General features: G+C 56.4%; 25 protein-coding genes. 4 read left to right on the forward strand and 21 right to left on the reverse strand.

The genetic code is table 11. From position 1 onward, the window contains the following. Nucleotides 1-27 precede the first annotated feature (27 nt). Nucleotides 28-1023 carry a quinone oxidoreductase family protein gene (locus ACR0KC_RS11915; RefSeq protein ID WP_223116904.1) on the reverse strand — a complete coding sequence of 332 codons (996 nt, stop codon included), beginning with the start codon at nt 1021-1023 and terminating at the stop codon, nt 28-30. 91 nt (nt 1024-1114) lie between these two features. Here ACR0KC_RS11915 and ACR0KC_RS11920 point away from each other — a divergent pair, with 91 nt between their 5' ends. Continuing rightward, the gene (locus ACR0KC_RS11920; protein ID WP_223116903.1) at nt 1115-1951 is read left to right on the forward strand and encodes a LysR family transcriptional regulator; all 837 of its coding nucleotides are present in this window, start codon (nt 1115-1117) and stop codon (nt 1949-1951) included. A 3-nt stretch (nt 1952-1954) separates the two neighbouring features. On the opposite strand, the gene ACR0KC_RS11925 is transcribed toward ACR0KC_RS11920, so the two are convergent. From ACR0KC_RS11925 to ACR0KC_RS11995, 15 genes are all read right to left on the reverse strand, one after another. Continuing rightward, a complete protein-coding gene (locus ACR0KC_RS11925) occupies nt 1955-2647 on the reverse strand; it encodes an SDR family NAD(P)-dependent oxidoreductase (protein ID WP_480706943.1) in 693 nt (230 codons plus the stop codon). 111 nt (nt 2648-2758) lie between these two features. Continuing rightward, nucleotides 2759-3265, reverse strand: coding sequence for a nuclear transport factor 2 family protein (locus ACR0KC_RS11930; RefSeq protein WP_480706942.1), 507 nt, complete (start codon nt 3263-3265; stop codon nt 2759-2761). Between the two features lie 53 nt (nt 3266-3318). Beyond that, on the reverse strand, nt 3319-3813 hold the full coding sequence (locus tag ACR0KC_RS11935) for a nuclear transport factor 2 family protein (RefSeq protein WP_480771894.1): 495 nt from the start codon (nt 3811-3813) through the stop codon (nt 3319-3321). A 58-nt stretch (nt 3814-3871) separates the two neighbouring features. Next, a complete protein-coding gene (locus tag ACR0KC_RS11940) occupies nt 3872-4825 on the reverse strand; it encodes an alpha/beta hydrolase (RefSeq protein WP_170513551.1) in 954 nt (317 codons plus the stop codon). 113 nt (nt 4826-4938) lie between these two features. Next, entirely contained in the window at nt 4939-5826 is an 888-nt protein-coding gene (locus ACR0KC_RS11945; protein ID WP_170392546.1) for a helix-turn-helix domain-containing protein, read from the reverse strand. Nucleotides 5827-5981: 155 nt separating this feature from the next. Beyond that, nucleotides 5982-6398 carry a universal stress protein gene (locus ACR0KC_RS11950; protein WP_170402133.1) on the reverse strand — a complete coding sequence of 139 codons (417 nt, stop codon included), beginning with the start codon at nt 6396-6398 and terminating at the stop codon, nt 5982-5984. A gap of 208 nt (nt 6399-6606) precedes the next feature. Continuing rightward, entirely contained in the window at nt 6607-7785 is a 1179-nt protein-coding gene (locus ACR0KC_RS11955; RefSeq protein WP_170392544.1) for a UxaA family hydrolase, read from the reverse strand. Nucleotides 7786-7797: 12 nt separating this feature from the next. Further along, entirely contained in the window at nt 7798-8103 is a 306-nt protein-coding gene (locus ACR0KC_RS11960) for a UxaA family hydrolase (protein ID WP_170392543.1), read from the reverse strand. An 18-nt stretch (nt 8104-8121) separates the two neighbouring features. Continuing rightward, nucleotides 8122-9084, reverse strand: coding sequence for an alcohol dehydrogenase catalytic domain-containing protein (locus ACR0KC_RS11965; protein WP_480771895.1), 963 nt, complete (start codon nt 9082-9084; stop codon nt 8122-8124). Further along, entirely contained in the window at nt 9081-9818 is a 738-nt protein-coding gene (locus ACR0KC_RS11970) for an SDR family oxidoreductase (protein ID WP_170802058.1), read from the reverse strand. The genes ACR0KC_RS11965 and ACR0KC_RS11970 overlap by 4 nt, the downstream gene beginning before the upstream one ends. 8 nt (nt 9819-9826) lie before the next feature. Continuing rightward, nucleotides 9827-11134 (reverse strand): histidinol dehydrogenase, encoded by a 1308-nt coding sequence (hisD, locus tag ACR0KC_RS11975; RefSeq protein WP_170392540.1) that lies wholly within the window; start codon nt 11132-11134, stop codon nt 9827-9829. A gap of 36 nt (nt 11135-11170) precedes the next feature. Further along, complete coding sequence (locus tag ACR0KC_RS11980) at nt 11171-12502, reverse strand: TRAP transporter large permease (RefSeq protein WP_170392539.1); 1332 nt, start codon at nt 12500-12502, stop codon at nt 11171-11173. Nucleotides 12503-12517: 15 nt separating this feature from the next. Further along, on the reverse strand, nt 12518-13033 hold the full coding sequence (locus tag ACR0KC_RS11985; protein ID WP_170420467.1) for a TRAP transporter small permease: 516 nt from the start codon (nt 13031-13033) through the stop codon (nt 12518-12520). Nucleotides 13034-13135: 102 nt separating this feature from the next. Further along, nucleotides 13136-14281 (reverse strand): TRAP transporter substrate-binding protein, encoded by a 1146-nt coding sequence (locus ACR0KC_RS11990; protein ID WP_170392537.1) that lies wholly within the window; start codon nt 14279-14281, stop codon nt 13136-13138. Nucleotides 14282-14313: 32 nt separating this feature from the next. Beyond that, complete coding sequence (locus ACR0KC_RS11995; protein ID WP_170513627.1) at nt 14314-14505, reverse strand: hypothetical protein; 192 nt, start codon at nt 14503-14505, stop codon at nt 14314-14316. A gap of 171 nt (nt 14506-14676) precedes the next feature. On the opposite strand from ACR0KC_RS11995, the gene ACR0KC_RS12000 reads away from it, so the two are divergent. Continuing rightward, nucleotides 14677-15714: a LacI family DNA-binding transcriptional regulator gene (locus ACR0KC_RS12000; RefSeq protein ID WP_480771896.1), complete on the forward strand. Its 1038-nt coding sequence runs from the start codon at nt 14677-14679 to the stop codon at nt 15712-15714. 286 nt (nt 15715-16000) lie between these two features. On the opposite strand, the gene ACR0KC_RS12005 is transcribed toward ACR0KC_RS12000, so the two are convergent. From ACR0KC_RS12005 to ACR0KC_RS12020, 4 genes are all read right to left on the reverse strand, one after another. Further along, nucleotides 16001-16780 carry an IclR family transcriptional regulator gene (locus ACR0KC_RS12005; protein WP_170661686.1) on the reverse strand — a complete coding sequence of 260 codons (780 nt, stop codon included), beginning with the start codon at nt 16778-16780 and terminating at the stop codon, nt 16001-16003. Nucleotides 16781-16791: 11 nt separating this feature from the next. Then, nucleotides 16792-18150 (reverse strand): TRAP transporter large permease, encoded by a 1359-nt coding sequence (locus tag ACR0KC_RS12010; RefSeq protein ID WP_480771897.1) that lies wholly within the window; start codon nt 18148-18150, stop codon nt 16792-16794. Then, entirely contained in the window at nt 18150-18815 is a 666-nt protein-coding gene (locus ACR0KC_RS12015) for a TRAP transporter small permease (RefSeq protein WP_170392533.1), read from the reverse strand. The genes ACR0KC_RS12010 and ACR0KC_RS12015 overlap by 1 nt, the downstream gene beginning before the upstream one ends. A 66-nt stretch (nt 18816-18881) precedes the next feature. Next, nucleotides 18882-20120 (reverse strand): TRAP transporter substrate-binding protein, encoded by a 1239-nt coding sequence (locus tag ACR0KC_RS12020; RefSeq protein ID WP_170402109.1) that lies wholly within the window; start codon nt 20118-20120, stop codon nt 18882-18884. A gap of 109 nt (nt 20121-20229) precedes the next feature. Here ACR0KC_RS12020 and ACR0KC_RS12025 point away from each other — a divergent pair, with 109 nt between their 5' ends. Next, nucleotides 20230-21825, forward strand: a complete 1596-nt coding sequence (locus ACR0KC_RS12025; protein WP_170402106.1) for a GMC family oxidoreductase N-terminal domain-containing protein — start codon at nt 20230-20232, stop codon at nt 21823-21825. 327 nt (nt 21826-22152) lie between these two features. On the opposite strand, the gene ACR0KC_RS12030 is transcribed toward ACR0KC_RS12025, so the two are convergent. After that, a complete protein-coding gene (locus ACR0KC_RS12030; RefSeq protein ID WP_480706940.1) occupies nt 22153-22770 on the reverse strand; it encodes a TetR/AcrR family transcriptional regulator in 618 nt (205 codons plus the stop codon). 101 nt (nt 22771-22871) lie between these two features. Between ACR0KC_RS12030 and ACR0KC_RS12035 the strand changes: the two genes are divergently transcribed. Beyond that, a complete protein-coding gene (locus tag ACR0KC_RS12035; protein WP_480796340.1) occupies nt 22872-24020 on the forward strand; it encodes an efflux RND transporter periplasmic adaptor subunit in 1149 nt (382 codons plus the stop codon). The last annotated feature ends 3 nt before the right edge of the window (nt 24021-24023 follow it).

Genomic DNA, 24023 nt, shown 5'->3' on the forward strand with positions numbered 1-24023 from the left:
CCTTGCATGTCGTGTCTGTTAAATGAGTCAATCGATGCTGAGCACCAACTTGCCGGTGGTTTCGCCCGCCTCTAGGCGGCGATGTGCTTCCGTAGCCTTGGCGATTGGGTATGTGGTGATCTGAGGACGCAGAATGCCAGTTTCCAACAGCTTGAATACCTTGGTCATGTCCGCGCCGAATGCAGTTGGTCGGTTGGAAAAATACGTGTAAATATCGCTGACCCGCACTGAGACAGATTTCTGGAAGTGTTTCGCCAGATCCTCGGCAAAATCGCCAGCTGGCGGCCCGGCAAGGAATCCGAAGAGCACAGCCGTTCCAAGGGGAGCCAGCGCATCAAGGTCTGATTTCAAGGAGTCACCGGAAACCGGATTCAACGTCAGATCAACACCGCGCCCACTTGTGATCTCTGGCACCAGCGTGGCCACGTCCTGAGTACGATAGTCGATGACAAAATCTGCTCCTTGCGCCTGGGCGTATCCGACCTTTTCAGTGCTGACCGAAGCGATCACAGTCATGCCCAGATGCTTGGCGATGTGGAGGGCCATCGTGCCCACTCCGCCTGCAGCCGCATGCACCAGTACGGATCTTCCGGCCGCCGCACCGCCCAGATTGACCAGCATGTGATAGGCCGTCATTGCGTTTACAGGGATTGCTGCTGCGGTTTCAAAGGCGATGGTATCGGCAATTTTGGTTACATAAGGTGCACTTATTACGGAATGCGTACCATAGCCGCCCGCACCAATCGGGCCCATCCATGCGACGCGATCACCCACGGCGAAACCAACGGCATCTTTGCCCGTCGCTTCGACGATTCCGGCACCTTCAACGCCGGGTACATGGGGCAGGTCTGGCATCATGCCCTCTGGCATTTCGCCACGGCGAATAATCGTATCGATAAAATTTACCGCCCCGGCATGATTACGGATCAGGATTTCTCTGGCACCGGGCTGTGCGACAGCTTGGTCAACGCTTCGCAGAACTTCGGGCCCGCCAGTTTGGGTGATTTCTATCGCGTACGGCATCATGCATCTCCTTTTGTTTCGCAGAAGATAGCGATGACGCCATTTCGTGATAATCGTTGAATCTAGAAGGTATTATCTCATAAATAGAATTATGATCTACAACGACCTTGGCCTGTTTACTGTTGTCGCCCACCACCTCAGCTTTTCCAAAGCTGCAGATCGGCTGGGTATTCCGCTTAGCAGGATTAGTCGCAGGATTGCCATGTTAGAGGATCATCTGGGCGCTAAGCTATTCGAGCGCACGACAAGGCAGGTGCGCCTGACCGAAGAGGGGCGCCGTCTTCTGGATCGTTGTCAGGATCCGATTGAAGCGCTTCAGCGTGTTGCGGGTTTTACCGATGACACGCGGCACCACACGATCCGCATTACGGCCCCACCCTTGGCAGCTCGTACAACGATTGGGCCAAAGCTGGTGGATTTCGCCGAACAAAATCCTCAGGTCCAGCTTGAACTGACGACGACTAACATCATGCTGGATTTTTTCGCGGACAATATCGACCTCGCCTTTCGGGTCGGTCCGCTTGCGGACTCCGGTCTTGTTGCCAAGCGGTTATGGTCAGTTCCATATTGTTTTTGCGCAGGGCAGGGCTTCATTCGAGAGCACGGACTTTCGGGACCTTTGACCCGACCGAAGTTCCAGACTCTTCCTGCGCTGATGGCGGGTCAACCTTGGGTACTGGAAACGGGAGAGACGGTGAATCCAGCCCACATAGCCCATAATATTGGCGACCTTGATGTCATAGCACAGGCCGCTCGTCGTAATCTGGGGATAGCGATGTTGCCTAAGGATATGGTGGAGGGCGATCTGCGACGACTGGAAGTTGAGAATACTGTCCCGCTGACTCGAGACATGTATGCGGTTTATCCCAGCCGTCGCCTGTTGCCCGAGCGTGTCAGGAAACTGATCGATTTCATGGCGCCGAGATAAATCCTACCAATCAATTTGCACCCCATCCCGAAAGAAACCACCTGTTGGACCGTTCACGGGGAGTGTTGCAGCCCACACGACGCCCTTGGCCCCTTCGGACACCGGGCGACCACCCCCGCCCATGTCAGTGGCGACCCAGCCGGGGCACACTGCGTTGACAAGGATGCCTTCGGGTTTCAAATCAGCCGCAGTCTTGATGGTCAGTGCATTGAGCGCCGTTTTCGAGATGCCATATCCAGGAGTGCTGGATGACATGCCTGTCAGCGCTCCTGAGCCGGAAGACACGTTTACAATCCGGGCATCATGACCATTTTGAAGCAAAGGAACGGCCGAAATGGTTGTTGCCCAGGCTCCGAAGAAGTTGGTCTCGAAAGCACGGCGCACGCGCACCAGGTCGGCGCTGAGCGCGTGCTGATCCGTGTCGTAGTCAACGCCTGCATTGTTTACCAGTATGTCGAGATATCCGTATTCGGAGTTGATCTTATCAAAGGCAGCGTTGACCGAGCTCTGATCGGACACGTCCAGTTGCAAGGCCTTAGCTCCATGCCCAATCTCTTCGGCCGTGGCTTGTCCTTTTTGCGGGTCGCGCGATGCTACCAAAACAAATAATCCATGATCGCGGGCCAGTTGTAGGGCGACTTCTTTGCCGATGCCTCGATTGGCTCCGGTCACAAGTGCGATACGTTGTTCGGTCATGAGGTTTCCTTTGAATTTTCGTCAGTTAACCGAAAGCAAAGCCTAATAGTGAGATTGCCAACATCGCTCTGGCAAGGCAACCGGCGCGCAACGATTCGGCGTTAACTGATGTCAGTTGGCCCCGGCCCCGCGTTCACCGGCGAGGGCGACGAGACCACGGTCGCCGGTTTCCCAAAGAGCGGTCATTGTCATCGCTGTTACAACCCAGCGGTCACCTGTTTTTTCCAGCACATAGTCATAACGGCCGCCCAAAACCCATAGGCCATCGTCAAGACGGTGGGTGGCGGTGAAATCAGCCTGCGCTGTCGCGGCGATTTCTGAAACTGAGGTGATTGCGTGGTTGGTCACCATGTGATGCGTGCTGTCGAACCCGGGCAGGAAGGCGGCCCAGCCCGCAACAAGTTCGTCAGCGGGTTGGGTTGCCGGGTCTCCACCCCAAAGGCTGGTGTAGTCAATGGTGACGTGATCGGCGAAGGCATCCCTTACACGGGTCCAATCATGCCGGTCTGCGCCTGCAGCGATATCCGTTAGGGTGCGGGTGATGTCGGTTTGATCGGCCAATGCAGGGCCTCCAATCATTGTTATGGCGGTGAGCATGGCGATGAGGGATCGTTTCATATCCGGGTCCTTTGTCAGAGTTGGACAAAGCAACGTACGTTGCTGCGCCTGCTTCATTCATTAGCCAAGCGTTCAGGCACGGGCGCTAAGGTGTATTGCGACCAAAAAAACGTATTCGCCGCATCCTGATCGGCACTGAGATTGGTGGCCTCGACGATCTTGCCGTTCTCGATCCGGTAAACCAGAGCCCAGATGGTATCGACATTCGGCTTACCTTCGGCGTTGGACCAGCCTCGGTGAATATCTACAACATGGGTTTCATCCGCGCCAAAGTAGATCGGGTCAGCCTGAAACCCAGCTGCGCCCAACTGGGCGAAGAAGGCCAAAACTTCATCCCGACCGTTTTTGGTGCCGCTCAGCGGATGGCGGCCGGGAATGTGCCATTGTACGTCCTCGTCCATGACTACGGCGATTCCATCAAGGTCGTTCGAGCCGTAAGCCGCAAAAAAGTTCTGAACCACTTTCATATTGTCTTCGGGGGTATCGGCCATTGCGTTGCCTCCCATAACGGTCGCGACCGCGAGTGCTAGTTGAAGTTTTCGGGTCATTAGGGTCTCCAAGGGAATGAGGCGTCGGATAGCGAGGTCCGACGCCTGATCAGCAGGATCAATTATCCAATCCGGCGCGGAAGTGGTCGGCAACGGCGTCGGCCGCCCGTGTCACGTCCTCGGGGTTGTCGTAGAAATCGAACTGCGTGACATCCTCGAGCCACTGCGCAGTCGCGTCACCGGCAAATCCGGCAAGGAAGGTCTGCACGCCCTGCGGGATCGCTGCGCTTTCAGAGTGAACAATGGTCAGCGGTTTATCCAGACGCTGTGGGTTGTCGGCGGGATGGTAGGTCAGCCAGCCTTCCCAGCCTGCATTGTTCCATTTGTCATCATATTCCGGGATCGCCCCACGGTCCGCCTCATAGTAGTAGCCACCGATCGGCATCAGCACGCCTTCGGCACCTTCTGGACCCGCGGCAGGAATGATCTGGCCCCCGGCGGCTTCGGCAGCCCGAGAGACTTGAAGCAAGCCGGCAACACCTTCTGCGCCGCCGTAGACGGCCTCAACAATTTCGGCGTTCTGCAGCCAGGGAGCAACCAAACCAAGTCGCTGAACCAGCGGGTTGCCCGAGACGGCATCGACCATATAACCCGCTGAGGCGCAGATACCCAGCCCATTGATGTGCTCGGCGTCCACTTCTGGCAGGGTCGCTATGAATTCGATCGCTGCCTTGATGTCCGAGGTCTTGGCTTCGGGGCTTTCGACAAAGCGCGCTTGGTTCGGCAGATCGCCGGATTTACCCCAGCCCCGGAAATCGAAGGTGAAGGCGGCAAATCCGCGTTCGGCCATTTCCCGGGCATAGTTCGCCGGCATCTGTTCTTGTACCGAGGTCCAGGCCCCTGTGACCACGACCGTTGGCAAAGGTGCATCGCCGCGTTCTTCGGGTAGGTACAGTGTGCCGGATAGGGTGGCACCTTCATTCTCAAAGGTGACAATGCGGGTTTCGACCTGTGCGACGGCAGCTGTCGAGGCCATTAAAGCCGCAGCGGTATTCAGAGCGAGGGTTTTCATCGCGATATCTCCCAAAGTCTGTCTGGATGGGCGCAAGCCCGATGACGAAAGAGATACGTTGCCGGAGGTTCACTTGATTGCACCGGACTGCTGTGTTTTTGAATGATCCTGCATCAAGCCATGTTGGCCGCGCGATAAGCCTTGGGGGTTTGTCCCACCACCTGTTTAAAGCTGCGCGTGAAATGAGCCTGATCGGAAAAGCCACATTCCAAAGCGATATCACCCAGAGGACGCTGCTGGTCTTGCATCATCTTCATCGCCTGTTCAATTCGGTAGGCCATGACATATTGCATCGGGGTCGTGCCCAACGTCTCTTTGAACATGCGTGCGAAGTGCGAAGGGCTCATTCCCGCCTCGGTCGCGAGCTGCTCAACGGTTATGGTCTGATCCAGCCGGTTCTGTACAAAGGCCAAAACGCGCTGGTAATGCCGGGATGTGAAGCGGGATGACAGCTGAACATCTTCGATCCGGCGTTTTCCATATTTCTGGAGCAGTTTCACTAGGAATACGCGGCTCATGGCTTCGAACATCACGACCGAAGACATGTCGGTCGATTCCAATGCGTCACGCAGTATAACGCCAGCCGTGCACAGATCAGGGTCCGAGAACTGCGGCAAATCCCGAAATTGCTGCGGGTCAAGCAGCATGCCCAGCTCGGACTGAGCAAAGCGTTCAACCTTAGCCGGGTCCAGCGTGATAACGATGACATCAGACGTCGCGTACCATTGCCAACCCGATCGCATACCAGCCGGAGTGACGATGATTTCATCCTTGTGAAACATGAAATCCCGCAACTCACCATCCCTCCAGTTCCGAACTCTGTGCGGAATGGTCTGGAGATTGAGAAGCACGTGATGCTCTTTGAAAACATCCTCGGGCATCTGATCCGGCTCAGCCCGGAAATACCGAACGGACATCAACCCTGCAGCCGAAGGCCGCTCGATCGCATCGCTGTTTAGTAAAGGTTCCGAGGGGTAAATGTCCGCATATCTCGAAGGCAATCGTCGGCTCCCATAGTGTACCTGGGCAATTCTCGCTGGCGTCGATCGCACACGGTTGAAAACATCCAACAGGGGTGCGAACCCATGGAGTGGTTCCGTGGCCACCTGCTTCTCGCAACGCAGCCGTAGCGTTCGGGTCGACGCTTAGAGAATTTTCAAGATTGCGGTCGCTGAATCAAGACGGAACACGATGCCCGACGAGAAACACGCGCTGCCGTTGATCCGAGAAAATAGTCCATTGCCGATGGGTGATGCGCTCCGACAACAATCAAATCAGCGCCGATTTCACGTGCGAACTCGGTAATGCGCAGCCCTGGCTTTCCCGTTTCTACCTGGCAGTTTATATCGGTCGCTTCTCCGGCGATCGACTTTAGGGTTCCCATGATTTTGTTGGTCAGATGGTTCTCGGATTTCACTGTCACGAATTCCGCTGTAAAACCCGGGATCTGTTCCAGAACTGTAAGTAGTGTGATCTTTCCGTCAGCTGCCAAAAGCTTGCGGGCAGTGGTGATTTTCTCGGCAACCAACTCTTCATGATCAATGGCAACGGGGATCAATATGGATTTATACATGTAAAGCACTCCCAGTGAGTTTCGGCGATGTCAACGAGCAGGGCTTGGTGCATCATAACTTGATAAGTACTTTCAGAATTAAAGGTTCTGATCTGTTGCCCAGGACCCCGCCCTGCCTTAGTGGCCAAACACCTCGAGCCGCGCCCATTCTGGACCTCGGTTCAAGAGAAAGACGGCCACCGCATATGCAATGGCCGCCTTGAGGTTACTATGCGCTGCGATACAGTTTTGTCATCGAGAATTCCCGATGTCCCAGCGCCTCTGCCGCGGTGTTACGGCCGTTTGCTGTCCTGCGGATCATATCGATCAGAGCATCACCAGCCTGATCGATGGTTTGTTCGCGCCGCAAGATGCCTGAAACATCAACATCCACATGCTCGCCCATGGTGCGCACTGTACGCGGGTTCGCGGTGATCTTGATGACCGGAACGATCGGGTTGCCCACCACGTTGCCCTGACCTGTCGGGAAGGTATGGATCACAGCACCGCCCGCCGCCATCAGCGTCACACATTCCGCCGCAGCTGATGAACTGTCCATGAAGTAGAGGCCTTTGCCCGAGTTAGGTTGCTCGGCAGGTTCCAGAATGTCGATATACTGCGAAGTCCGGCCGATCTTTTCGAGGTTGCCAAGCGCCTTTTCCTCAATGGTGGTCAGGCCACCTTCGATGTTGCCCTTGGTTGGCTGACTGTCGCTGAGGTCATCGGTCTGATGGGCAAAGATTACATCGTCCTGATAGGCTTTCCACATCTTGTACCAGCGTTCGCCCACTTCTTCATTGATGGCGCGTTTCTGGCAGATATGTTCCGCCCCGGTGATTTCCGAGGTTTCACCAAAGAACCCGGTGATCCCTTCGGGCAGCAACTTGTCATACATGTTGCCAACGGTTGGGCAGGACCCCAGACCCGTTGTCGTGTCGCTTTCACCGCATTTGGTCGAAATCCAAAGCTCGTTGATCGAGCATTCCTCGCGCTGGACCTCGGTGGCCTTGTGAACAAAATCCTTGGCGGCCCATGAAGCGCGCCGGATGGTCTCGAAGTCACCGTTCTGTTCGATTGAGAACTCTGCCACGTCCTTGCCGGTCTCGCGGATGCCGTCGGCAATGCGTTTGGTCCAACCCGGCTCGATGCCGATCACCACCACCGAGTGGACATTCGGGTTGGCCCCTGTGCCAATCATGGTGCGGAAATGCAGCTCGAGGTCCTCGCCGAACTGAAGGCGGCCATAAGCGTGTGGGATTGCCAGCGTGCCCTTGACGTTGTTGGCGACTGCCTCGCAGGCGGCGTTGGAAATGTCATCGACGGGCAGGATCAGCACGTGGTTGCGCACACCAACCCGGCCGTTTTCGCGCCGGTAGCCCATGACAGTCATGTTTGAATATTTGCTCATGGTATTAACCCCTTACCAGCGCTTGGTCTTGCAGTTTTGCGTGTGGACATGCCCGCCGCGTGGGATGTCAGCGATGATCTTGCCGATATCCTCACCATACTTGATCGCCGTATCGCCGTTCTTGAGGTCCGTGAGCGCAATCTTGTGGCCAATCGGAACATCCGCACCTGCGGTCAGGCGAAAGGTCGAGTTGTCATGTGTAATACAGCACAGCATGTCGGTGCCTGCAGTCAGGCCTTCGACGACCACGACACCGACATTGTCTTCCTCTTCATGCACCAAAAGGTGCGGTATTTCATTTGGGGCTGGATTTGACATGAAGGTCTCCGGTTTTTGCTATGGTTTAAGGATGGTTTTCGGCGCAAGCGTCTTGCCAGCGCGAATGTCTGTAAAGGCCGAGGCCCCGTCGGACAGGTCGCGGGTTTCAACCCAGTCAAGCGTCCCGAGGCGGCCCTTGAACATGGCATTGCATGTGTCGCGGAAGTCCTGTGCGGTATAGGTGTAGGTGCCGATTAGCGTGATTTCCTGCAGCGTGATGCGTCGGATATCCAATCCACCTTCGGAACTGCCTAGGCCGATGTGCAAAATCACCCCGCCCGGGCTGACGAGAGCCGAGGCAACCGCACGGGTAGACGCAAACCCCACTGCGTCGATCACCAATGGAATGTCCTGTTCCGGTGTGTCCACAACAGCGATTCCAAAGGTGTCGCGAAGATAGGTCGCACGGGCTGCGTTGGGTTCGGATAAGGTCACCTGCTCGACCCCCATCGCAGTGAGCGCGAGAGCTGCCGCTAGCCCGATTGCCCCGCCGCCAATCACATGGGCACGCCGTTCGTCTGCCGGGTGCAGGGACGCAAGCCCCAGCCGCACCGCATGCCAGCTGACTGCAATCGGTTCGGCGAGTGCGGCCTGCTCCAGCGTGATATGCGAGGGCACTTCAATCAAATTGCGCTCTGGGATAGCGACGTATTCCGCAAAAGCGCCTTCGCGCGGCGGCATTGAGATGATCTGTCGCGAGGGGCAAAGGTTCTCACGTCCGGACCGGCTGGCCGCGCTGTTGGGGTCGTTTACCAGCGGATTGATGGTTACGCGGCGACCATCAGCAGTCACACCGGCCCCCTCATGGCCCAGGATCAGCGGTGCCGGGCGGCGATCATCATGGCCCAGATAGGCGTGCATGTCGGACCCGCAAATACCGACGCTATCGATGCGGACGAGAACCTCATCGGGGCCGGGCTCCGGGTCCGCGAAATAGCGGTATTCCAGTGTTTCGACATCAGTGTAAACCAAAGCTTTCATTTCGCTGTAAACCCTCCATCGACCATCAAAACTTGCCCGGTCACGTAGGCACAGGCATCAGAGCAAAAGAACAGCAACGGGCCGTCGAGGTCTTTGGGCTCACCGTTGCGACCGATACAGGTCTGCGCAGCATTACGGTTCGCGCGTTCAGGATCATTGAACACTGCAGCCGTCAGCTCGGTTCGAAAGAACCCAGGGCCAATCGCGTTTACGCATATTCCGCTCGATGACCAGGCCTCGGCCATTGCTCGGGTCAGCTGTGCCACGCCGCCCTTTGACGCCCCATAGCTAAGCCCACCTGGAAAAGCTCGGCTGGACTGGAGCGATGCGAAATTTACGATCCGTCCCCAGCCTTTGGCCTTCATATCGGGCACTAGGTGCTGCGACAGAAAGAAGGGAACGGCAAGGTTCAATCCCAGTGTGATGTCCCACCCCTCAGGCGATACATCATCCGCAGCCTCGCGCGTGTTGATCCCGGCGGCATGCACCAGAATATCCGGTGCCCCAAACGGCTGCGACGCGGCAACGGCCAGCTCCGCCAACCGATCACGATCCGAAAGATCCCAGGGCAGGGGATGGACCTGATCCAGCTCGGCCAACGCTTCTGCACGTCGCGCCACGCCCACGACCTTAGCGCCGGCATGCGACAGTACCTCTGCCGCTCTGCGACCAAGGCCGGAGCTGGCCCCGGTCACAAGAGCGGTATGTCCAGTGAGATCAGGATGATAGGTCACGGGTTGGGTCAGTCTTCGGCTGTCAGGTCAAAGTTTTCATCGGGGAAGAACTTGGCCAATCGAATATCCGCGGTACGCGCGTGCCCCTCCATACCTTCAAGGCGTGAGATACGGGCCGTCGCCTGCGCAATCGGCTTCATCGCATCAGCGGTCGAGCGCTGCCAGGTCACGATCTTCATGTATTTATGGACGCTGAGGCCACCGGTGTAAGTGGCCGCCCGGCTCGTGGGCAGCACGTGATTGGTGCCCGAGGCTTTGTCGCCAAAGGCAACCGTGGTCTCTTCGCCCAAGAAAAGCGACCCATAGCACGTCAGCCGATCCAGCCACCAATCAAGATCATCGGCCATGACTGTCAGGTGTTCCGGGGCGTATTGATCCGATGTCGCCGCCATTTCTTCGCGATCCGCGCACAGGATGACCTCGGCATAATCGCGCCACGCAGCCGTAGCGTTTTCGCGGTTCACTTCGGGCAGGTCCTCGATCAGCACTGGCACCAAGCGCATAACCTCTTCGGCGAGGTCGCGATTGTCTGTCACCAGCCAAACCGGTGAGTTGTATCCGTGCTCGGCCTGCCCAACGAGGTCAGTTGCAACAACCATCGGATCAGCAGTGACATCCGCAAGGACCAGACTGTCCGTCGGGCCCGCGATCATGTCGATGCCGACACGCCCGAACAGGATACGCTTTGCTTCGGCCACAAACTGATTGCCGGGGCCCACAAGGATGTTAGCCTTGGGAAGCCCGAACAACCCGAAGGTCATCGCCGCAACCCCCTGCACGCCGCCCATGGCCATGATCTTGTCGGCGCCACAGATATGCGCGGCGTAGACGATCGCAGGCGCGATACCGACATCCGGGCGCGGCGGTGAGCACGCGACAATGTGCTTACATCCCGCCACCTTCGCCGTCGTCACGGTCATGATCGCGCTGGCGATATGGCTGTAGCGCCCGCCTGGGACGTAGCAACCGGCTGCATCCACCGGGATCATCTTCTGGCCAGCGGTCAGGCCCGGCACAACCTCGACTGCGATGTCGGTCATGGACGCTTTCTGTGCCTCGGCAAAGCGTTTGACGTTGCTGTGGCTGAACTCGATGTCGCGCTTCAGCTTTTCTGGCACGGCATCCATCGCGGCCTGGATTTCGGCATCGCTGAGAATGACGTTACCTTCGTAGTTGTCGAATTTGGCTGCGTATTCCAACGCCTTGGCATCGCCACCTGTCTCAATGTCGGTCAGGATTCCCTGCACAATTTCACTGACATCTGACGCTCCGCTGCGCGCGGTCAGCGTGGCTTTCTTCAGGTATTCACGGGTCATGAATTAGGTCCTTTTCTTACCGCGTCTTTCGGCGGCTTATCGATAGACATCAGGCAACAGCGAGGTAGAGAACGCCGGGATATAGGCGATCATCAACGTCACGATCAGCATGAAGAAAACAAACGGGATGGCGCGGTAGGCGATCTTGAGGATCGACTCGCCCGTAATCCCCGACACCACGAACAAGTTCAGCCCCAAGGGTGGAGTAATAAACCCGACCCCCAGCGCGGTGATCATCATGATGCAGAACTGAATCTGGTTCATCTCAATCTCTTGCGCCAACGGGTAGAGGATCGGTGCCAGGATCACGATGTTGGGCGTCGTTTCCATAACGCAGCCCGCAATGATCAGGATAAGGACCATCATGGCGATCAGTACGAATTCGTTACTGCTGACTGAGGTCAAAGCTCCGACAAATCCTTGCGGCACTCCAATGATCGCCAGAGCTTCGGCCAGAGGGATCGAGAAGGCGATGATCGGAAGGATCACACCGTTGACCTTGGCCGAACTGACCAGCATGGCCGGGAAGTCGGACAATTTCAGTGTGCCCAGGATAAACCCGATGAATATGGTCACGACGACCGCCACGGCACCTGCCTCGGTCGGGGTCAGTTTCCCCGAGAAGATGCCGTAGAAAATGATGCCGGGGACAAGGAAAGCGTACCAGCCGGACTTGACCGTCTTCCACAGGTTCGCGCGCCATTCAGCTGCGGTCATCATGCCGCCGCCTTCCCAAAGGTTCAGCCGGTTCATCACGACGTTGGTGATCAGGATGGCCGTCAGGATCAAGAGGCCGGGGATCAGCGCAGCAAGGAACAAGGTCGAGACCGCTATACCCAGCACGAGGCCGATGATGATATAGGCGATAGAGGGCGGGATGAGGATGCCGGTGCAGGCTCCTGCTGCGACCAAAGCACAGGCGTAGGGGCGGGGATAACCGCTCTCGACCAGCCGGTCGATAGTCATGCGCCCTACCGCTGCCGCACCTGCTGCGTCCGACCCGGAGATCGCCGCGAACATGCCACAGACCAGGACGGTGGCCGAACCGAAGCCACCCTTGGCCCAACAGGTCAGGGCTTCGGCGACGTCCAGAAACTTTCGACTGAGCCCGGTTCGGACAAGCACGTCTCCGGTCAGGATAAACAGCGGCACAGCTGTCAGCGCGAAGGCATCGATGCCCGAGAACAGCTTTTCGCCGACAAGGCTCAGCGGCAATGCGCCGGACATGATCAGCATTGTGATCGATGCTGCGCCGATCGCGGCCCAGACCGGAACGGCGAGCGCGACAAGAGCGACGAAGAGAATGACGGAGGCGTAGAAATCCCACCCAAGTTCAAGCGTTTGACCGCCGAGTTGTTGCCACATCATGGCTCAGGCCCTCCCTTAATCAAACAGCTTGTCGCCTTCGTAGACGGGACGGCCCGTTCGAAGGTCGGCAATGTCGCGGACGAAGGACTGCACCAGTCGAAAGATGACCAGCGCGAAGCCAAACGGCACCGCCATGAGGAAAAAGACCTGGCTGATCCGCAGGCCGTGTGTGACAGACCCGAATTTCCAGGACACGTGGACTGTCTCCCACGACCAATAGATCGCGACGAGCGCCACGATGAACATCACGATGTCGCCGAAGATATAGAGCAGCGTTTTGACCGTGCGCGGGACGTAGTGCATCAGAACATCAATGCGGATATGCCCGCGTTCCTTGACCGCGGCGGCAGCACCGATCCATGCGAGATAGATAAACGCATACCGGACGATTTCTTCGCCCCAGATGGACGAGTAGGCAAAGACCTCGCGCCGGACCACTTCGATGAACATCGTGCCGACGAGCATGACGTAGAAGACTAAAAGCAGCCAACGTTCGGCATTTTTATCAATCGCTCGAAAGAGCTGAGACATAGCATCCTCACTACCGTCACGCGGCGGCGACGTGTTCTAGTGGGTTTCTAATGGGCAAACATCGGATGAGCCGACGCTGGACGCGCCGGCCCGAAGATGCGATCAGGCGTCGTGCACGTAGTATTTCGCACGCGTGTCTGCGGCTTCTTCCAGCTTGGCGAACGCATCCATCGATCCGGCCAGCTCGGTCTTGAAGCTGTCCCATTCGCTGCGCTGATAGCCACCGGCCTCTTTCCATTCGCCCAACTGATCTTCGCTGAGCGAGTGGAACTCGACGCCGTTCGCGATCAATTGAGACATGGCGTAGGCCCGTGCCGAAGGCACTTTGGAAAGGTTCTGCTGCTGGGTGACTTCGCCCGCAAATTCGATACCTTCCTTGACGTCCATCGGCAGGCTGTCGAACCATTCAAGGTTGATCGAATAGACCTGACTGTCCGGCACCGCCTGAGTGAAGGTCACATGGCTGAGGATCTCACCAAAGCCAAAGACATGCAACGCGCCCACCGAGGGATCAAGCGCGTCTGCGACGCCTTGCCGGATCGCTGACGGAGTCTCACCCCACGCAACAGGCGTCGGGTTCGCACCCACCATGCCATAATACTGCTGCAGCATTTTTGATCCGGGTACGCGGAATTTGACACCGGACATATCGCCGGGGGTGATAATTGCGTTGCCTCCCTGGCGAACAGCGACGACGCGCGGATCGATCACGATATACATCAGCGCTTTAAAGCCAGATGCCGCGATCTTGGGGTCTACTTCCGCCTTCCAAGCTTCGGAGGAAGTCAGGTTCGTGAACCGCTGGTTGGACCCGCAGAAATATGGAAGGTTGATCAGATCGACGACGCTTGCGAAGGGCGCGAAATTTGACAACGAGTGTTGCGCCGCTTGTATTGTCCCGCCCTGAACTGCCTGCGCCAGTGCTCCGCCCGCGCCAAGCTGGCCACCGGGAGCCAGTTTCACATAGACCTTGCCATTCGTCATGTTCTGGATGTTTTCTTTCAGGTCCAGCTGCATGATCGGATAGCTGCGAGACGCGCCCAGAACATAGGCCGTTGCCAACGTCATCTTGAATTCAGCCGCGTTTTCGCGATCGCGTTCCTCGGCGGCGGTCTGTGCTGCCGCTTCGCTGGACCACAATGTCCCAGCCGCGCCGGCGACCATGGCCGCCGTGAACGAGCCGGTGCCCGCGAGTTTCAAAAAATTCCGACGCTCGGCCGAAGCCAGCTCCTGTTTAGTCTTGTCCATGTGTTCTCCTCCCGTTGGACTTTTTTTCGGATTTATTCCTTTGATTTTTTATCCGAAATTTCTTTTGCTTCGCTCCGCAGAATGCCGATCGAAAAGGCGATGGCCGCGGCAAACAAGATCAACATTTCCCAGATATTGTTGACCAAGGGCGCATTCGACACTGCTCCGATCACTACGTTCGCTACAAACGCGAGCAGCAATATTCCAGCTATCAAGTATGGCATGCGTCCTCCCCAACCTATCCAATGCCTCGCACTGAGTCGCCCGCAATGTAAGCGCTTACATTTTGTTATGCAAGCGCTTACATTGCACATGTGTTGTAGGTTCCCGACAAATCGTGCTTTTGATAGAATTCGTCTTGAGCTAGTTGCCCATCCAAAATGACAAGAAAAACCATGCCTCAAAGCGGTCACGAAAACACAGTCCCAACCCTTGCAGATGTTGCCCGACATGCGAACGTGTCCACCGCAACTGTCTCGCGGTGCCTGAACTCGCCAGAGCGGGTAGGGCAAAGCACAAGGGAACGAGTTCTGGCAGCCGTACGAGAACTTGGGTACGCGCCAAATTTCGGAGCCCAAGCCCTTGCAGCAAGGCAGACAAATACCATCGCCGCCGTGATACCGACTATGGAGAACGCTGTTTTTGCACGCGGATTACAGGCGTTTCAGGAAGAGCTGGTGAGGCATGGTAAAACGCTTCTGGTTGCTTCGTCCGCCTATGATTCAGAGCTGGAAGAACAACAGGTGCGTGCGTTGGTAGCGCGGGGTGCAGATGGGTTGCTGCTGATTGGGTACGATCGCGAACCGGAAATCTATGCGTTTCTGGAAAAGCAGCGTGTACCAACTTTGATCGCTTGGTCATTTGATCCTGACCAATCCCCGCCTGCCATCGGCTTTGACAATCGGGCTGCGATGTTTGCCCTTGCCCGGCAGGTCATTGGATATGGGCATCAGCATATCGCGTGTATCTCTGCTCCAACCGCTTCGAATGATCGGGCAAGGGAACGCGTTCAAGGAATTCGGGATGCCAAACAAGAGGCCGGTCAGGACCCGAATACAATGTTTCTTGTCGAGACCGCTTACGGCGTTGAAACTGGTGAAGTTGCTTTGCGCGAGGTCATGACAGCCGCACCAGAAACGACTGCCGTGATGTGCGTCAATGATGTTTTGGCGGTCGGAGCCTTACGTGCGGCTCGGGAAATGGGGCTTGGGGTGCCCAGGGACCTCTCAATTACCGGTTTTGACGATATCGAAATTGCAATGCTCGCCGAACCCGCTCTTACGACGGTCCATGTCCCGCATCGCGAGATGGGTCGTCGCGCCGCTGGGATGCTGATCCAGATACTCCGTGATGCGCACAGCGGTCAAAGTGTTGAGTTGCCGACAGAAATAAGACTACGTCAATCACTCGGTCCTGCCCGCACTATTGAGTGATCCCGACCTTGAGGGCTATGTCTGGAAATCCACTCGCTCGAATCTACCAACGATGTACGACCCGGATTCGGCATGCGCGGCCAATCCAACTTGAATTACTGGTGTGAATAATTCTTAGACTCAGAGTTTATGGCTAGCAGGCCAAGAGAGCTGTGAGAGTGATTGCTGAGAGGAAGGCCTTTGTACGCGGCTCATCCGTTGCGATGCAGAATGCCCCGAACCGGACGATGCCTGCCGCGGCAATCGGGCAAAAATTATTTTGTCGCGGCTGTCTTTCAGGTTCTGGTCACGTGGTTAACAGAGCCGAAAGTTCATTTGCCCCCTTTTTCAGGATACCCAGAAACGACATCAGGCTGTTGACGTTGTGACGTTGTGTCGGTGCATGAACCGAAAGTGTGCCCACCAATCGGCCTTGCCCATCTTGAACGGGTACTGCTAGGGCTGCCATTCCACTCATGAACTCTTCATCATCAGTGGAATAACCGTTCTGAGCGATATGTTGGATTTCCGTGCGCAATGACTGCGGATCGGTCAGGGAACTTTCAGTCTGTGGCTGCAGATTTCCTGCTGAAAGAAATCCATCCAGTGTTTTCTGCCGGAGCGTGGACAAGTACATCTTGCCGCTGGCGGTGCAATGAAAGGGAACCTGTGTCCCGACCGGTAATTGAATGCGCAAAGGCCACTTCGTCTCAACCCGGTCAAGATAGATCATGCCCTCTCGGTCAGGAATGGCGAGATTGCATGTCTCACCAACCTGCTCGGCGACACTGCGTAAGATCGCCAAACGCGCTGTGCGCAGATGCTCGGACGACATGGTGTTGACTGAAAGCAACCTTAGACGGTGCCCAGGACCGTATGAGCGGCCATCCAGATCGCGCTGCAGGAAACCTTCGGCCTCTGCTGTTTGCAATAAACGGTGGATTGTTGGTTTCGCCAGACCGAGTGTCTCGATCAGGTCCGATGGTTTGACGGCAACCCCGCGTCGCGCCACCTCCTCAAGGATGAGGAGAAGGCGCAAGTTAGTTGGGATCTGAGTTTCTTTGTCTTGTGTTTCCGTTTCGGCCATCCCGCAACAGTCTAGTTATTTGGCAGCAGGATCAAGGACAGATCAGGTACAAGCGAGATCAAAATCCACACTGATATCAGCGCTGCTAGATAGGGCACAGTGTACCGAAGCAGACGGAAGTAGGGAACGCCAGTCACCCCTGATGCCACGTAGAGATTGAGACCGTAGGGGGGTGTGATGAAGCCAATCGAAGCCCCCACAAGGAAGATTACCGAGAAATGGATCGGATCAATCCCGACCGAGGCCGCAATCGGTGCCAGAATCGGGGCCAGGATGATCGTGACAGGCAGGCTTTCGAGTACCATGCCCGAGAAGAAAACGATCACCATCGAAGTAAACAGAACCGCATGGTAGCCACCCATCGAGGTTACGAAATCCCCAATGGTTTGCTGAGCGCCAAGCAATGAAAGGATCTGCTGCATCACCACAGAAATCGCGATCAGCGGTGCGAGGATACCTGTGATCTGGGCCGAGCGGATCACGATTGAGGGGATCTCGGGGATCGTGAAGCCTTCGACGACAAACATCTCGGCATAGCTTTTTTCGGTGGGTGAGATGTCGTTCCGCGCGCCCATGATCCGATTGATCGGATAGCTGACCAACCCTGCAATAACGCAGAAGCCGACCGTCACTCCGGCTGCCTCAGTTGGTGAGAATTTGCCTGTGTATATACCCCACAGCACCAGCCCGATGGCAAAGAATCCAAGCCAGGCACCGAATGCAGTTTTCAGCACCCGGTTCAGTTGCAGCGGAATCAGATGTCCCCAGCCGTTCATGCGGCAAATGATCCAGCAGGCGAACTGCATGCCAAAGACCATCAGCGCGCCCGGAAGGATACCCGCCACGAATAGCTCGGAAATCGGCAGGTTCATCAGGAAGCCATAGACGATGAAGATGATCGAGGGAGGAATGATGATCCCCACCGTGCCGCCTGCCGCCGCCGTGGCCGCGCTGAACCGTTCGTCATAACCCCCTTTGACCATCTCGGGGTGCAGCATCGAGCCAATGGTGGCTGTCGTTGCCGAGTTCGACCCCGAGATCGCAGCAAACAGCCCACAAGCGCCGAGTGACGCCATCGCTAATCCACCGCGTATCCAGCCCAGACAGGCATAGGCGAAATCGCTGAGCCGCCGCGCGATGCCCGATTTATTGATCAGGTCGCCGGTCAGGATGAAAAGCGGCATCGCCAGCAGGGCGAAACCCTTGTTGAACACGTTCAGAAGTTCAGCACCCATGTTGTCCAGCGTCAGGCCAAGAACAAACGAACAGCCGATGACCCAATAGCCGATTACCAGCAAAACCGGCACGCCCAGCATGAACAGAAAGGTGACCGCAAGAGAGATCAGTGTGACCATAGTTCCGTCTGTCATCAGTCTGCTCCGATCACGGCCTGCTTGATCAGCGGCTCGCCTGTTTTCCAGTTGTTCAGATCATCGGCAAGGTTCTGAAACACGCGCCCGACCATCAGAAAGAACGACAGCGGTGCGGCCAGAAGGAACCACCACTGCATGATATTATCTGTACCCAGAACGATCTGAAAGTTTGATGCCGACAATGCCACCAGCCGTGTTGTGGTCACGATGACGATCACCGCAAAGATGAACCACAATATTGCGTCGAGTATCAGGCAAGCCAATTGCCCAGCCCTCGGCATTGCAGTGCGGAATTCGCTGAAGCTCAAATGTGTGCGCAGGCGGACATTGTACGACGCCCCAAACCACGCCATGACCATGAACAGCAGCGGGGGAATGGTGGTCGACCAGGGTTCCTGATCGTTGAACACAAACCGGTCGATCACGCCCCAGAAGATGATTAATGCGATCGCAAGGTAGGAATACACCATCACCGACCGTTCCAGATGACGTTCAACAAATGGCACCGCCCGATAGATCAACATGATCACGATTCCGCCAATCGCTGAGACAATCGCGCCCAACACCCAGGCGGCGTCGGATTCCAGTGCGGATTGAATCTCGAACGAATCCTGGCTGAGAAAGGCGCTGAAAATCGCGCCGATGTCTGCCCAAAACGACATGAACCCCGTCCTCCCAGTCGGTATAAAGTTGAACCGGCCCGCTCAGGGCCGGTTCGTAACAGTCTATCAGGCTTCGCCTTTCCACCAACGGCGCGGTTCGACATTTTCCGGCAGGGTGTCGGCCGGAATCTCGCGCGCGATGTCGTAGATTTCCTGATAGGTATCAATGCCGCCTGCCCATTTATTCAGACGTTCGCGCCACTGGGCCCAAGGCTCTGGGTTGTAGTTCGGGGCGCACATCTCTTCGGCCAGCTTGATCTGATCGTCAGCCAGGAATGCCGGGCGCACGCCATTTTCGGCGAAGATCGTGTCCGGCAATTGCGGCTCCGAGAAACCCACCGTATTCAGCAATGCGGCTTCATTCGCACCCTGGATCAACGCTTGAGTGAAGTAGGAAGATTCCATAACTGCGTCCTGCAATTCTCCACTCAGACCGTCAAAGACCTCGGCCGACATGGACGTATGTTCAGTGCCGCAGAAAAATTTCAGATTGACCGACTGCGAAACCACCGGCGCCATGTTGGCGTAAGCCACGGCCGAGGCCCAGGTTTCCGCCCCATCGATCAGACCTGTCTTAAGCGCATCCAGCGTCTCTTCCCAAGCCACCGGGACTGGGTTCAGATTCAGCAATTGCATTGCAATCCGGCCCAACTGCGTACCCGTCACGCGGTTCTTGGTACCAAACAACTCTTCCAGTTTGGTGACGGTCGGCTTGTCGGCAAAGGTCGAACCCATTTGCAGGCCGCGTAGCTCACAATGGGTAAACAGGAACTTCAACCCGTGCCGTTTTTCCAGCGGATCACGCAGGATGCGCTGGCTCGCCGGGCTATAGAAGAAGTGATACTGCGCCGCGCGGCTGGGGAACATATAGGCATAGTCCAGCACGTTCAGATAAGGTGCGCCTCCGGCCGAGTTTTGAGTTGAGGCGGCATAAATATCGACGATCCCCTGTTGGGTCTTTTCGACACAGCTCAGCTGGCCGCAGATCTGGTTGTCGCCGATGAATTCGATGCGAATCTCGCCGTCCGTGCGTTCTTCCAGGTCGCGCGCGAACTCGATTGCGCCGGCGCGCTCAATCAACAGGTTGCGGGTGTTGAAACCCGACGCGCCGAATTTCAGCGTGTGCTTCGGCTCTTTCGAAAAGCGCTTCTCATAGGTGGATTCGGCGGCCTGCGCCAGATTCGCCAGACTCATCGCGCCGCCGAACCCGCCTGCCGCCAGCAGTGTCGAACTCATGCCGTAACGCCCGGCCACGCGGAAGAAATCTCGCCGTGAAATACCACTTAGTTTCCGTCCGATCTCCATTGCTTACCTCCCTGATCGCAATTATTGAGACGTTTTGTATCAAAAAAGGCTAGTATAATTCTTGCATCTTGCATAGAGTTTTTTTCAGCGAGTTTGGAAGGAGGCGGTCATGGAGGTGGATTATGCAGTTGTTGGCGCAGGATCGTCGGGCTGTGTCATTGCCAATCGGTTGAGCGCAGACCCCAACACAACTGTTGCGCTGCTCGAAGCAGGTGGCCGCGATACCAACCCGTGGATTCACATCCCCGTCGGCTATTTCAAAACGATGCATAACCCCTCGGTTGACTGGTGCTATCGCACTGAGCCAGACCCCGGCCTTAACGGTCGATCCATCGACTGGCCACGGGGCAAGGTACTGGGTGGCTCATCTTCGCTGAACGGGTTGCTCTATGTGCGTGGCCAGAAGGAAGATTACGACCGCTGGCGGCAAATGGGCAACGAGGGTTGGGGCTGGGACGATGTGCTACCCCTGTTCAAACGCTGTGAGGATCAAGAACGCGGCGAGGATGAATATCATGGCGTCGATGGCCCCTTGTCAGTGTCCAACATGCGCATTCAGCGCCCGATCTGCGATGCCTGGGTCGCAGCAGCACAGGCCGCCGGTTACCCGTTCAACCCAGATTATAACGGGGCCGAGCAAGAAGGCGTGGGTTACTTCCAACTGACCACGCGCAATGGGCGCCGCTGTAGCGCCGCCGTCGCCTATCTCAAGCCCATTCGCGGTCGTCAGAACCTCAACATCATCACCAAAGCGCTTGTGTCGCGTGTGGTTCTGGATGGGAAAAAAGTAACCGGGCTGGTCTACCGGGATCGTTCTGGTAACGAGCAGACACTGACTGTTCGGCGCGAGGTCATCCTGTCCGGCGGGGCGATCAACTCTCCCCAAATCCTGATGTTGTCAGGGATCGGAGAGCCGGATCATCTAAAGGAAAATGGTATCAAACCGCTGCACGCCCTGCCGGGTGTTGGCAAAGGTCTTCAGGATCACTTGCAGGCGCGGCTGGTGTTCAAATGCAATGAGCCCACACTGAATGACGAAGTTCGCAGCCTGTTCAATCAGGCGCGAATCGCGCTGAAATACGCACTATTTCGTGCAGGTCCGATGACAATGGCCGCCAGCCTTGCGACTGGTTTCATGAAAACCCGGCCCGATGTTGAGACGCCCGACATTCAGTTCCACGTGCAACCCTGGTCCGCCGACAGCCCAGGCGAAGGTGTGCATCCGTTTTCGGCCTTCACGATGTCGGTCTGCCAACTGCGTCCGGAAAGTCGGGGAGAGCTGCGCCTGAACGGACCGGACCCATCCGAACATGTCAAGATCATCCCGAACTATCTGTCCACTGAAACGGACTGCCGAACCATTGTCGACGGCGTGAACATCGCGCGCGGGATTGCCAAACAGAACCCTCTGGCCTCGAAGATTTCAGAAGAGTTTCGACCAACGGCAGAGCTGAGCTGCGAAGATTATGAAGGCACTCTGGATTGGGCCAGATCGAACAGCGTGTCGATCTACCACCCAACCGGCACCTGCGCGATGGGGAACGCCGAGACGTCTGTTGTCGACGCAAGACTAAAGGTACACGGTATTTCGAACCTGCGGGTGGCTGATTGTTCGATCATGCCGGAAATCGTTAGCGGCAACACCAACGCACCAGCGATCATGATTGGCGAAAAGGCAAGCGACCTGATAAAGGCGGATGCTTGAGAAATCTGCCATCGTATCTGATCGCCTGATCCCTACAGTATCAATAGATCAGTGCGTCAATCGCATCAAAAACGATCTGGCGCTGTGCCGGTGGTTGGAATCTGCATTCGCTTTGCGACCTCTTCGTCTTGTGACTAAACGAAGTCTGGTAACAGAACCTCGGATTATATTGCGTTAGCCAATAGTCCTAACCGCAACTCCAGCTTTCCTTTGACCTCCCCCGCGTTTCGGCCGGCTCAAAGTCGATCTTTGCTGCCTACATTAATGTCTCAGGCAGCTCCCTTTGGCTGACATTCACGAATTCCAAAACGACACGCCACCTACGTACTAATGACGTGCCAGCAGGGAACTCATAATAAAGTCTTCAGCGCACACAATGATCCCGGTCATGGGCATTTCTGACAGCACACTACGATATGCACTGCCTTCCAGAACTTCGATCACCAGTTGTGACGCCTGAAGGGGATCCGGAACGGTGCGCAATTCACCGCCGGTAATTCCTCGCTTCACTACAGCTTCCAGGGCCTCAGTCAAACTCGACCGGTTCTCGACGAACAGCTGCGCGATGTCCGGTTGACGAACTGCTTCGCTCGAAATTTCCAATGTTAAAATAACGTTTTCCGGCGCAGCAAGGTATTTTGCGTAGGCCTTGATGAACTTTCTTATGACTTTGGGCGCGGGCGCATCTGAGTTCAGGATTTTCAGAAACGGCTCCATCTCGTGGCGTTCAAGTATTGCGATTTCTACAAGCACATCATGTTTGCCGCGAAAATGATTATAGAGATTTCCAAGGCTGACGCCCGCCCGCGCAGCGATATCGCGGACGCCTGTCTGATGATAGCCGCGCTCAAGGAAACACATAACTGCGGCCTCCAAAATCTGGTTGCGACGCTTGGCTGTTGCCTTTTCCCGGATTGATTCCGGCTTCCTGGTGTCTTCGGACATTTTTTCAACTTAATATTGAACGAACGATCGTTCATAGTATATGACACTCTATCGAATGCCACAAGGTGCAATGGATTCGGCGGCACAGGAAAGACTGGTCTATGACAGACAAAACTTTGGTAACTCGGCAAAGACCGACCCGGCGGTGGCTTTGGATTGGACCATCGTTGGCACTGTTTGTAGCGATCGCCATCCTCCTGTTTGATACAGAAGATACAATTGATGTTCAGGCAACAACGACCTCACCTCCGCCGCCGACCGTCTCGGTCGTCACAGTTGCTTCAGCAACCGTACAAGCGCGGGTTTCGGCGTTTGCCGAAGTTCGGCCTCGGTGGGATGCCAAGCTGCGATCTGCTGTGTCCGGGCGCATCATTGCAGTGCACAACGCCGCTTTGGCAGGGACTAAGGTGGAACGGGGTGCCCCTTTGTTTTCAATCGAAAATGCACCTTATCAAAGCGCCGTTGCAGCCGCTGAGATGGAGCTTGAGCAAGCGGAACTGGCGTTATTGCGCGCGCAGAACAAAGTGACAGTCGCGCAACGACAGTTTGACCGGGATGAAACAGAACCGCCAAACGAACTGGCTGTGAATCTGCCGCAATTGCGCATTGCCGAGAAATCCGTTGCAGCTGCGCAGGCACGGCTGAATGCGACGCGAAATGAACTGAAGGACGCGGAGGTTGTCGCCCCTTTTTCGGGATTTGTAACCCATCGCTTTGCCAGCCTGGGCCAGACGGTCAACCCAGGCGATGCCCTGATACACCTTTCGGACGACCAGCAATTCGAACTGGTCGCCGAGTTTAGTCAGGCGGACTGGGCGTTGTTGGATCATCCGATCTCTGGCGCCACTGCTGATCTGACACAGCGCTCGGGCGGAGCGTTGGGGTGGGCTCAAGTCCGGCGTGGAGGAGGGTTTCTGGATCAAGACACACGGCAGGTGCGGGTCTTTCTGGATGTCACAAAGCCCGATGAACGCATACTCGCCGGAGACTTCCTGCAGGTTCACATTCCCGGACGCCGGATCTCGGACACATTAACCCTACCCGAAAGCGTCCTGACCCGTGCGGGATACATTTGGATTGTAGACGATAAGGACCAATTGCTGAGGCTTAGCCCGAACATCCTGTTCCGCAGCGAAAGTACAGTGACGGTATCGGCTCCCGAAGGGACCGGCCCGTGGCGCGTGGCCAAAACACCTTTGGCCTCGTTTCTACCGGGTCAGCGAGTGACGCCGCAATCAGATGGAGGCTGAGCC

The sequence above is a fragment of the Ruegeria sp. CF3 genome, from assembly GCF_056537365.1.

What these genes read in the sequence shown, in the direction of transcription:
- ACR0KC_RS11915 (WP_223116904.1), bottom strand. Translation starts at nt 1,023, where the DNA reads ATGCCGTACGCGATAGAAATCACCCAAACTGGCGGGCCCGAAGTTCTG.
- ACR0KC_RS11920 (WP_223116903.1), top strand. Translation starts at nt 1,115, where the DNA reads ATGATCTACAACGACCTTGGCCTGTTTACTGTTGTCGCCCACCACCTC.
- ACR0KC_RS11925 (WP_480706943.1), bottom strand. Translation starts at nt 2,647, where the DNA reads ATGACCGAACAACGTATCGCACTTGTGACCGGAGCCAATCGAGGCATC.
- ACR0KC_RS11930 (WP_480706942.1), bottom strand. Translation starts at nt 3,265, where the DNA reads ATGAAACGATCCCTCATCGCCATGCTCACCGCCATAACAATGATTGGA.
- ACR0KC_RS11935 (WP_480771894.1), bottom strand. Translation starts at nt 3,813, where the DNA reads ATGACCCGAAAACTTCAACTAGCACTCGCGGTCGCGACCGTTATGGGA.
- ACR0KC_RS11940 (WP_170513551.1), bottom strand. Translation starts at nt 4,825, where the DNA reads ATGAAAACCCTCGCTCTGAATACCGCTGCGGCTTTAATGGCCTCGACA.
- ACR0KC_RS11950 (WP_170402133.1), bottom strand. Translation starts at nt 6,398, where the DNA reads ATGTATAAATCCATATTGATCCCCGTTGCCATTGATCATGAAGAGTTG.
- ACR0KC_RS11955 (WP_170392544.1), bottom strand. Translation starts at nt 7,785, where the DNA reads ATGAGCAAATATTCAAACATGACTGTCATGGGCTACCGGCGCGAAAAC.
- ACR0KC_RS11960 (WP_170392543.1), bottom strand. Translation starts at nt 8,103, where the DNA reads ATGTCAAATCCAGCCCCAAATGAAATACCGCACCTTTTGGTGCATGAA.
- ACR0KC_RS11965 (WP_480771895.1), bottom strand. Translation starts at nt 9,084, where the DNA reads ATGAAAGCTTTGGTTTACACTGATGTCGAAACACTGGAATACCGCTAT.
- hisD (WP_170392540.1), bottom strand. Translation starts at nt 11,134, where the DNA reads ATGACCCGTGAATACCTGAAGAAAGCCACGCTGACCGCGCGCAGCGGA.
- ACR0KC_RS11980 (WP_170392539.1), bottom strand. Translation starts at nt 12,502, where the DNA reads ATGATGTGGCAACAACTCGGCGGTCAAACGCTTGAACTTGGGTGGGAT.
- ACR0KC_RS11985 (WP_170420467.1), bottom strand. Translation starts at nt 13,033, where the DNA reads ATGTCTCAGCTCTTTCGAGCGATTGATAAAAATGCCGAACGTTGGCTG.
- ACR0KC_RS11990 (WP_170392537.1), bottom strand. Translation starts at nt 14,281, where the DNA reads ATGGACAAGACTAAACAGGAGCTGGCTTCGGCCGAGCGTCGGAATTTT.
- ACR0KC_RS11995 (WP_170513627.1), bottom strand. Translation starts at nt 14,505, where the DNA reads ATGCCATACTTGATAGCTGGAATATTGCTGCTCGCGTTTGTAGCGAAC.
- ACR0KC_RS12000 (WP_480771896.1), top strand. Translation starts at nt 14,677, where the DNA reads ATGCCTCAAAGCGGTCACGAAAACACAGTCCCAACCCTTGCAGATGTT.
- ACR0KC_RS12005 (WP_170661686.1), bottom strand. Translation starts at nt 16,780, where the DNA reads ATGGCCGAAACGGAAACACAAGACAAAGAAACTCAGATCCCAACTAAC.
- ACR0KC_RS12010 (WP_480771897.1), bottom strand. Translation starts at nt 18,150, where the DNA reads ATGACAGACGGAACTATGGTCACACTGATCTCTCTTGCGGTCACCTTT.
- ACR0KC_RS12015 (WP_170392533.1), bottom strand. Translation starts at nt 18,815, where the DNA reads ATGTCGTTTTGGGCAGACATCGGCGCGATTTTCAGCGCCTTTCTCAGC.
- ACR0KC_RS12020 (WP_170402109.1), bottom strand. Translation starts at nt 20,120, where the DNA reads ATGGAGATCGGACGGAAACTAAGTGGTATTTCACGGCGAGATTTCTTC.
- ACR0KC_RS12025 (WP_170402106.1), top strand. Translation starts at nt 20,230, where the DNA reads ATGGAGGTGGATTATGCAGTTGTTGGCGCAGGATCGTCGGGCTGTGTC.
- ACR0KC_RS12030 (WP_480706940.1), bottom strand. Translation starts at nt 22,770, where the DNA reads ATGTCCGAAGACACCAGGAAGCCGGAATCAATCCGGGAAAAGGCAACA.
- ACR0KC_RS12035 (WP_480796340.1), top strand. Translation starts at nt 22,872, where the DNA reads ATGACAGACAAAACTTTGGTAACTCGGCAAAGACCGACCCGGCGGTGG.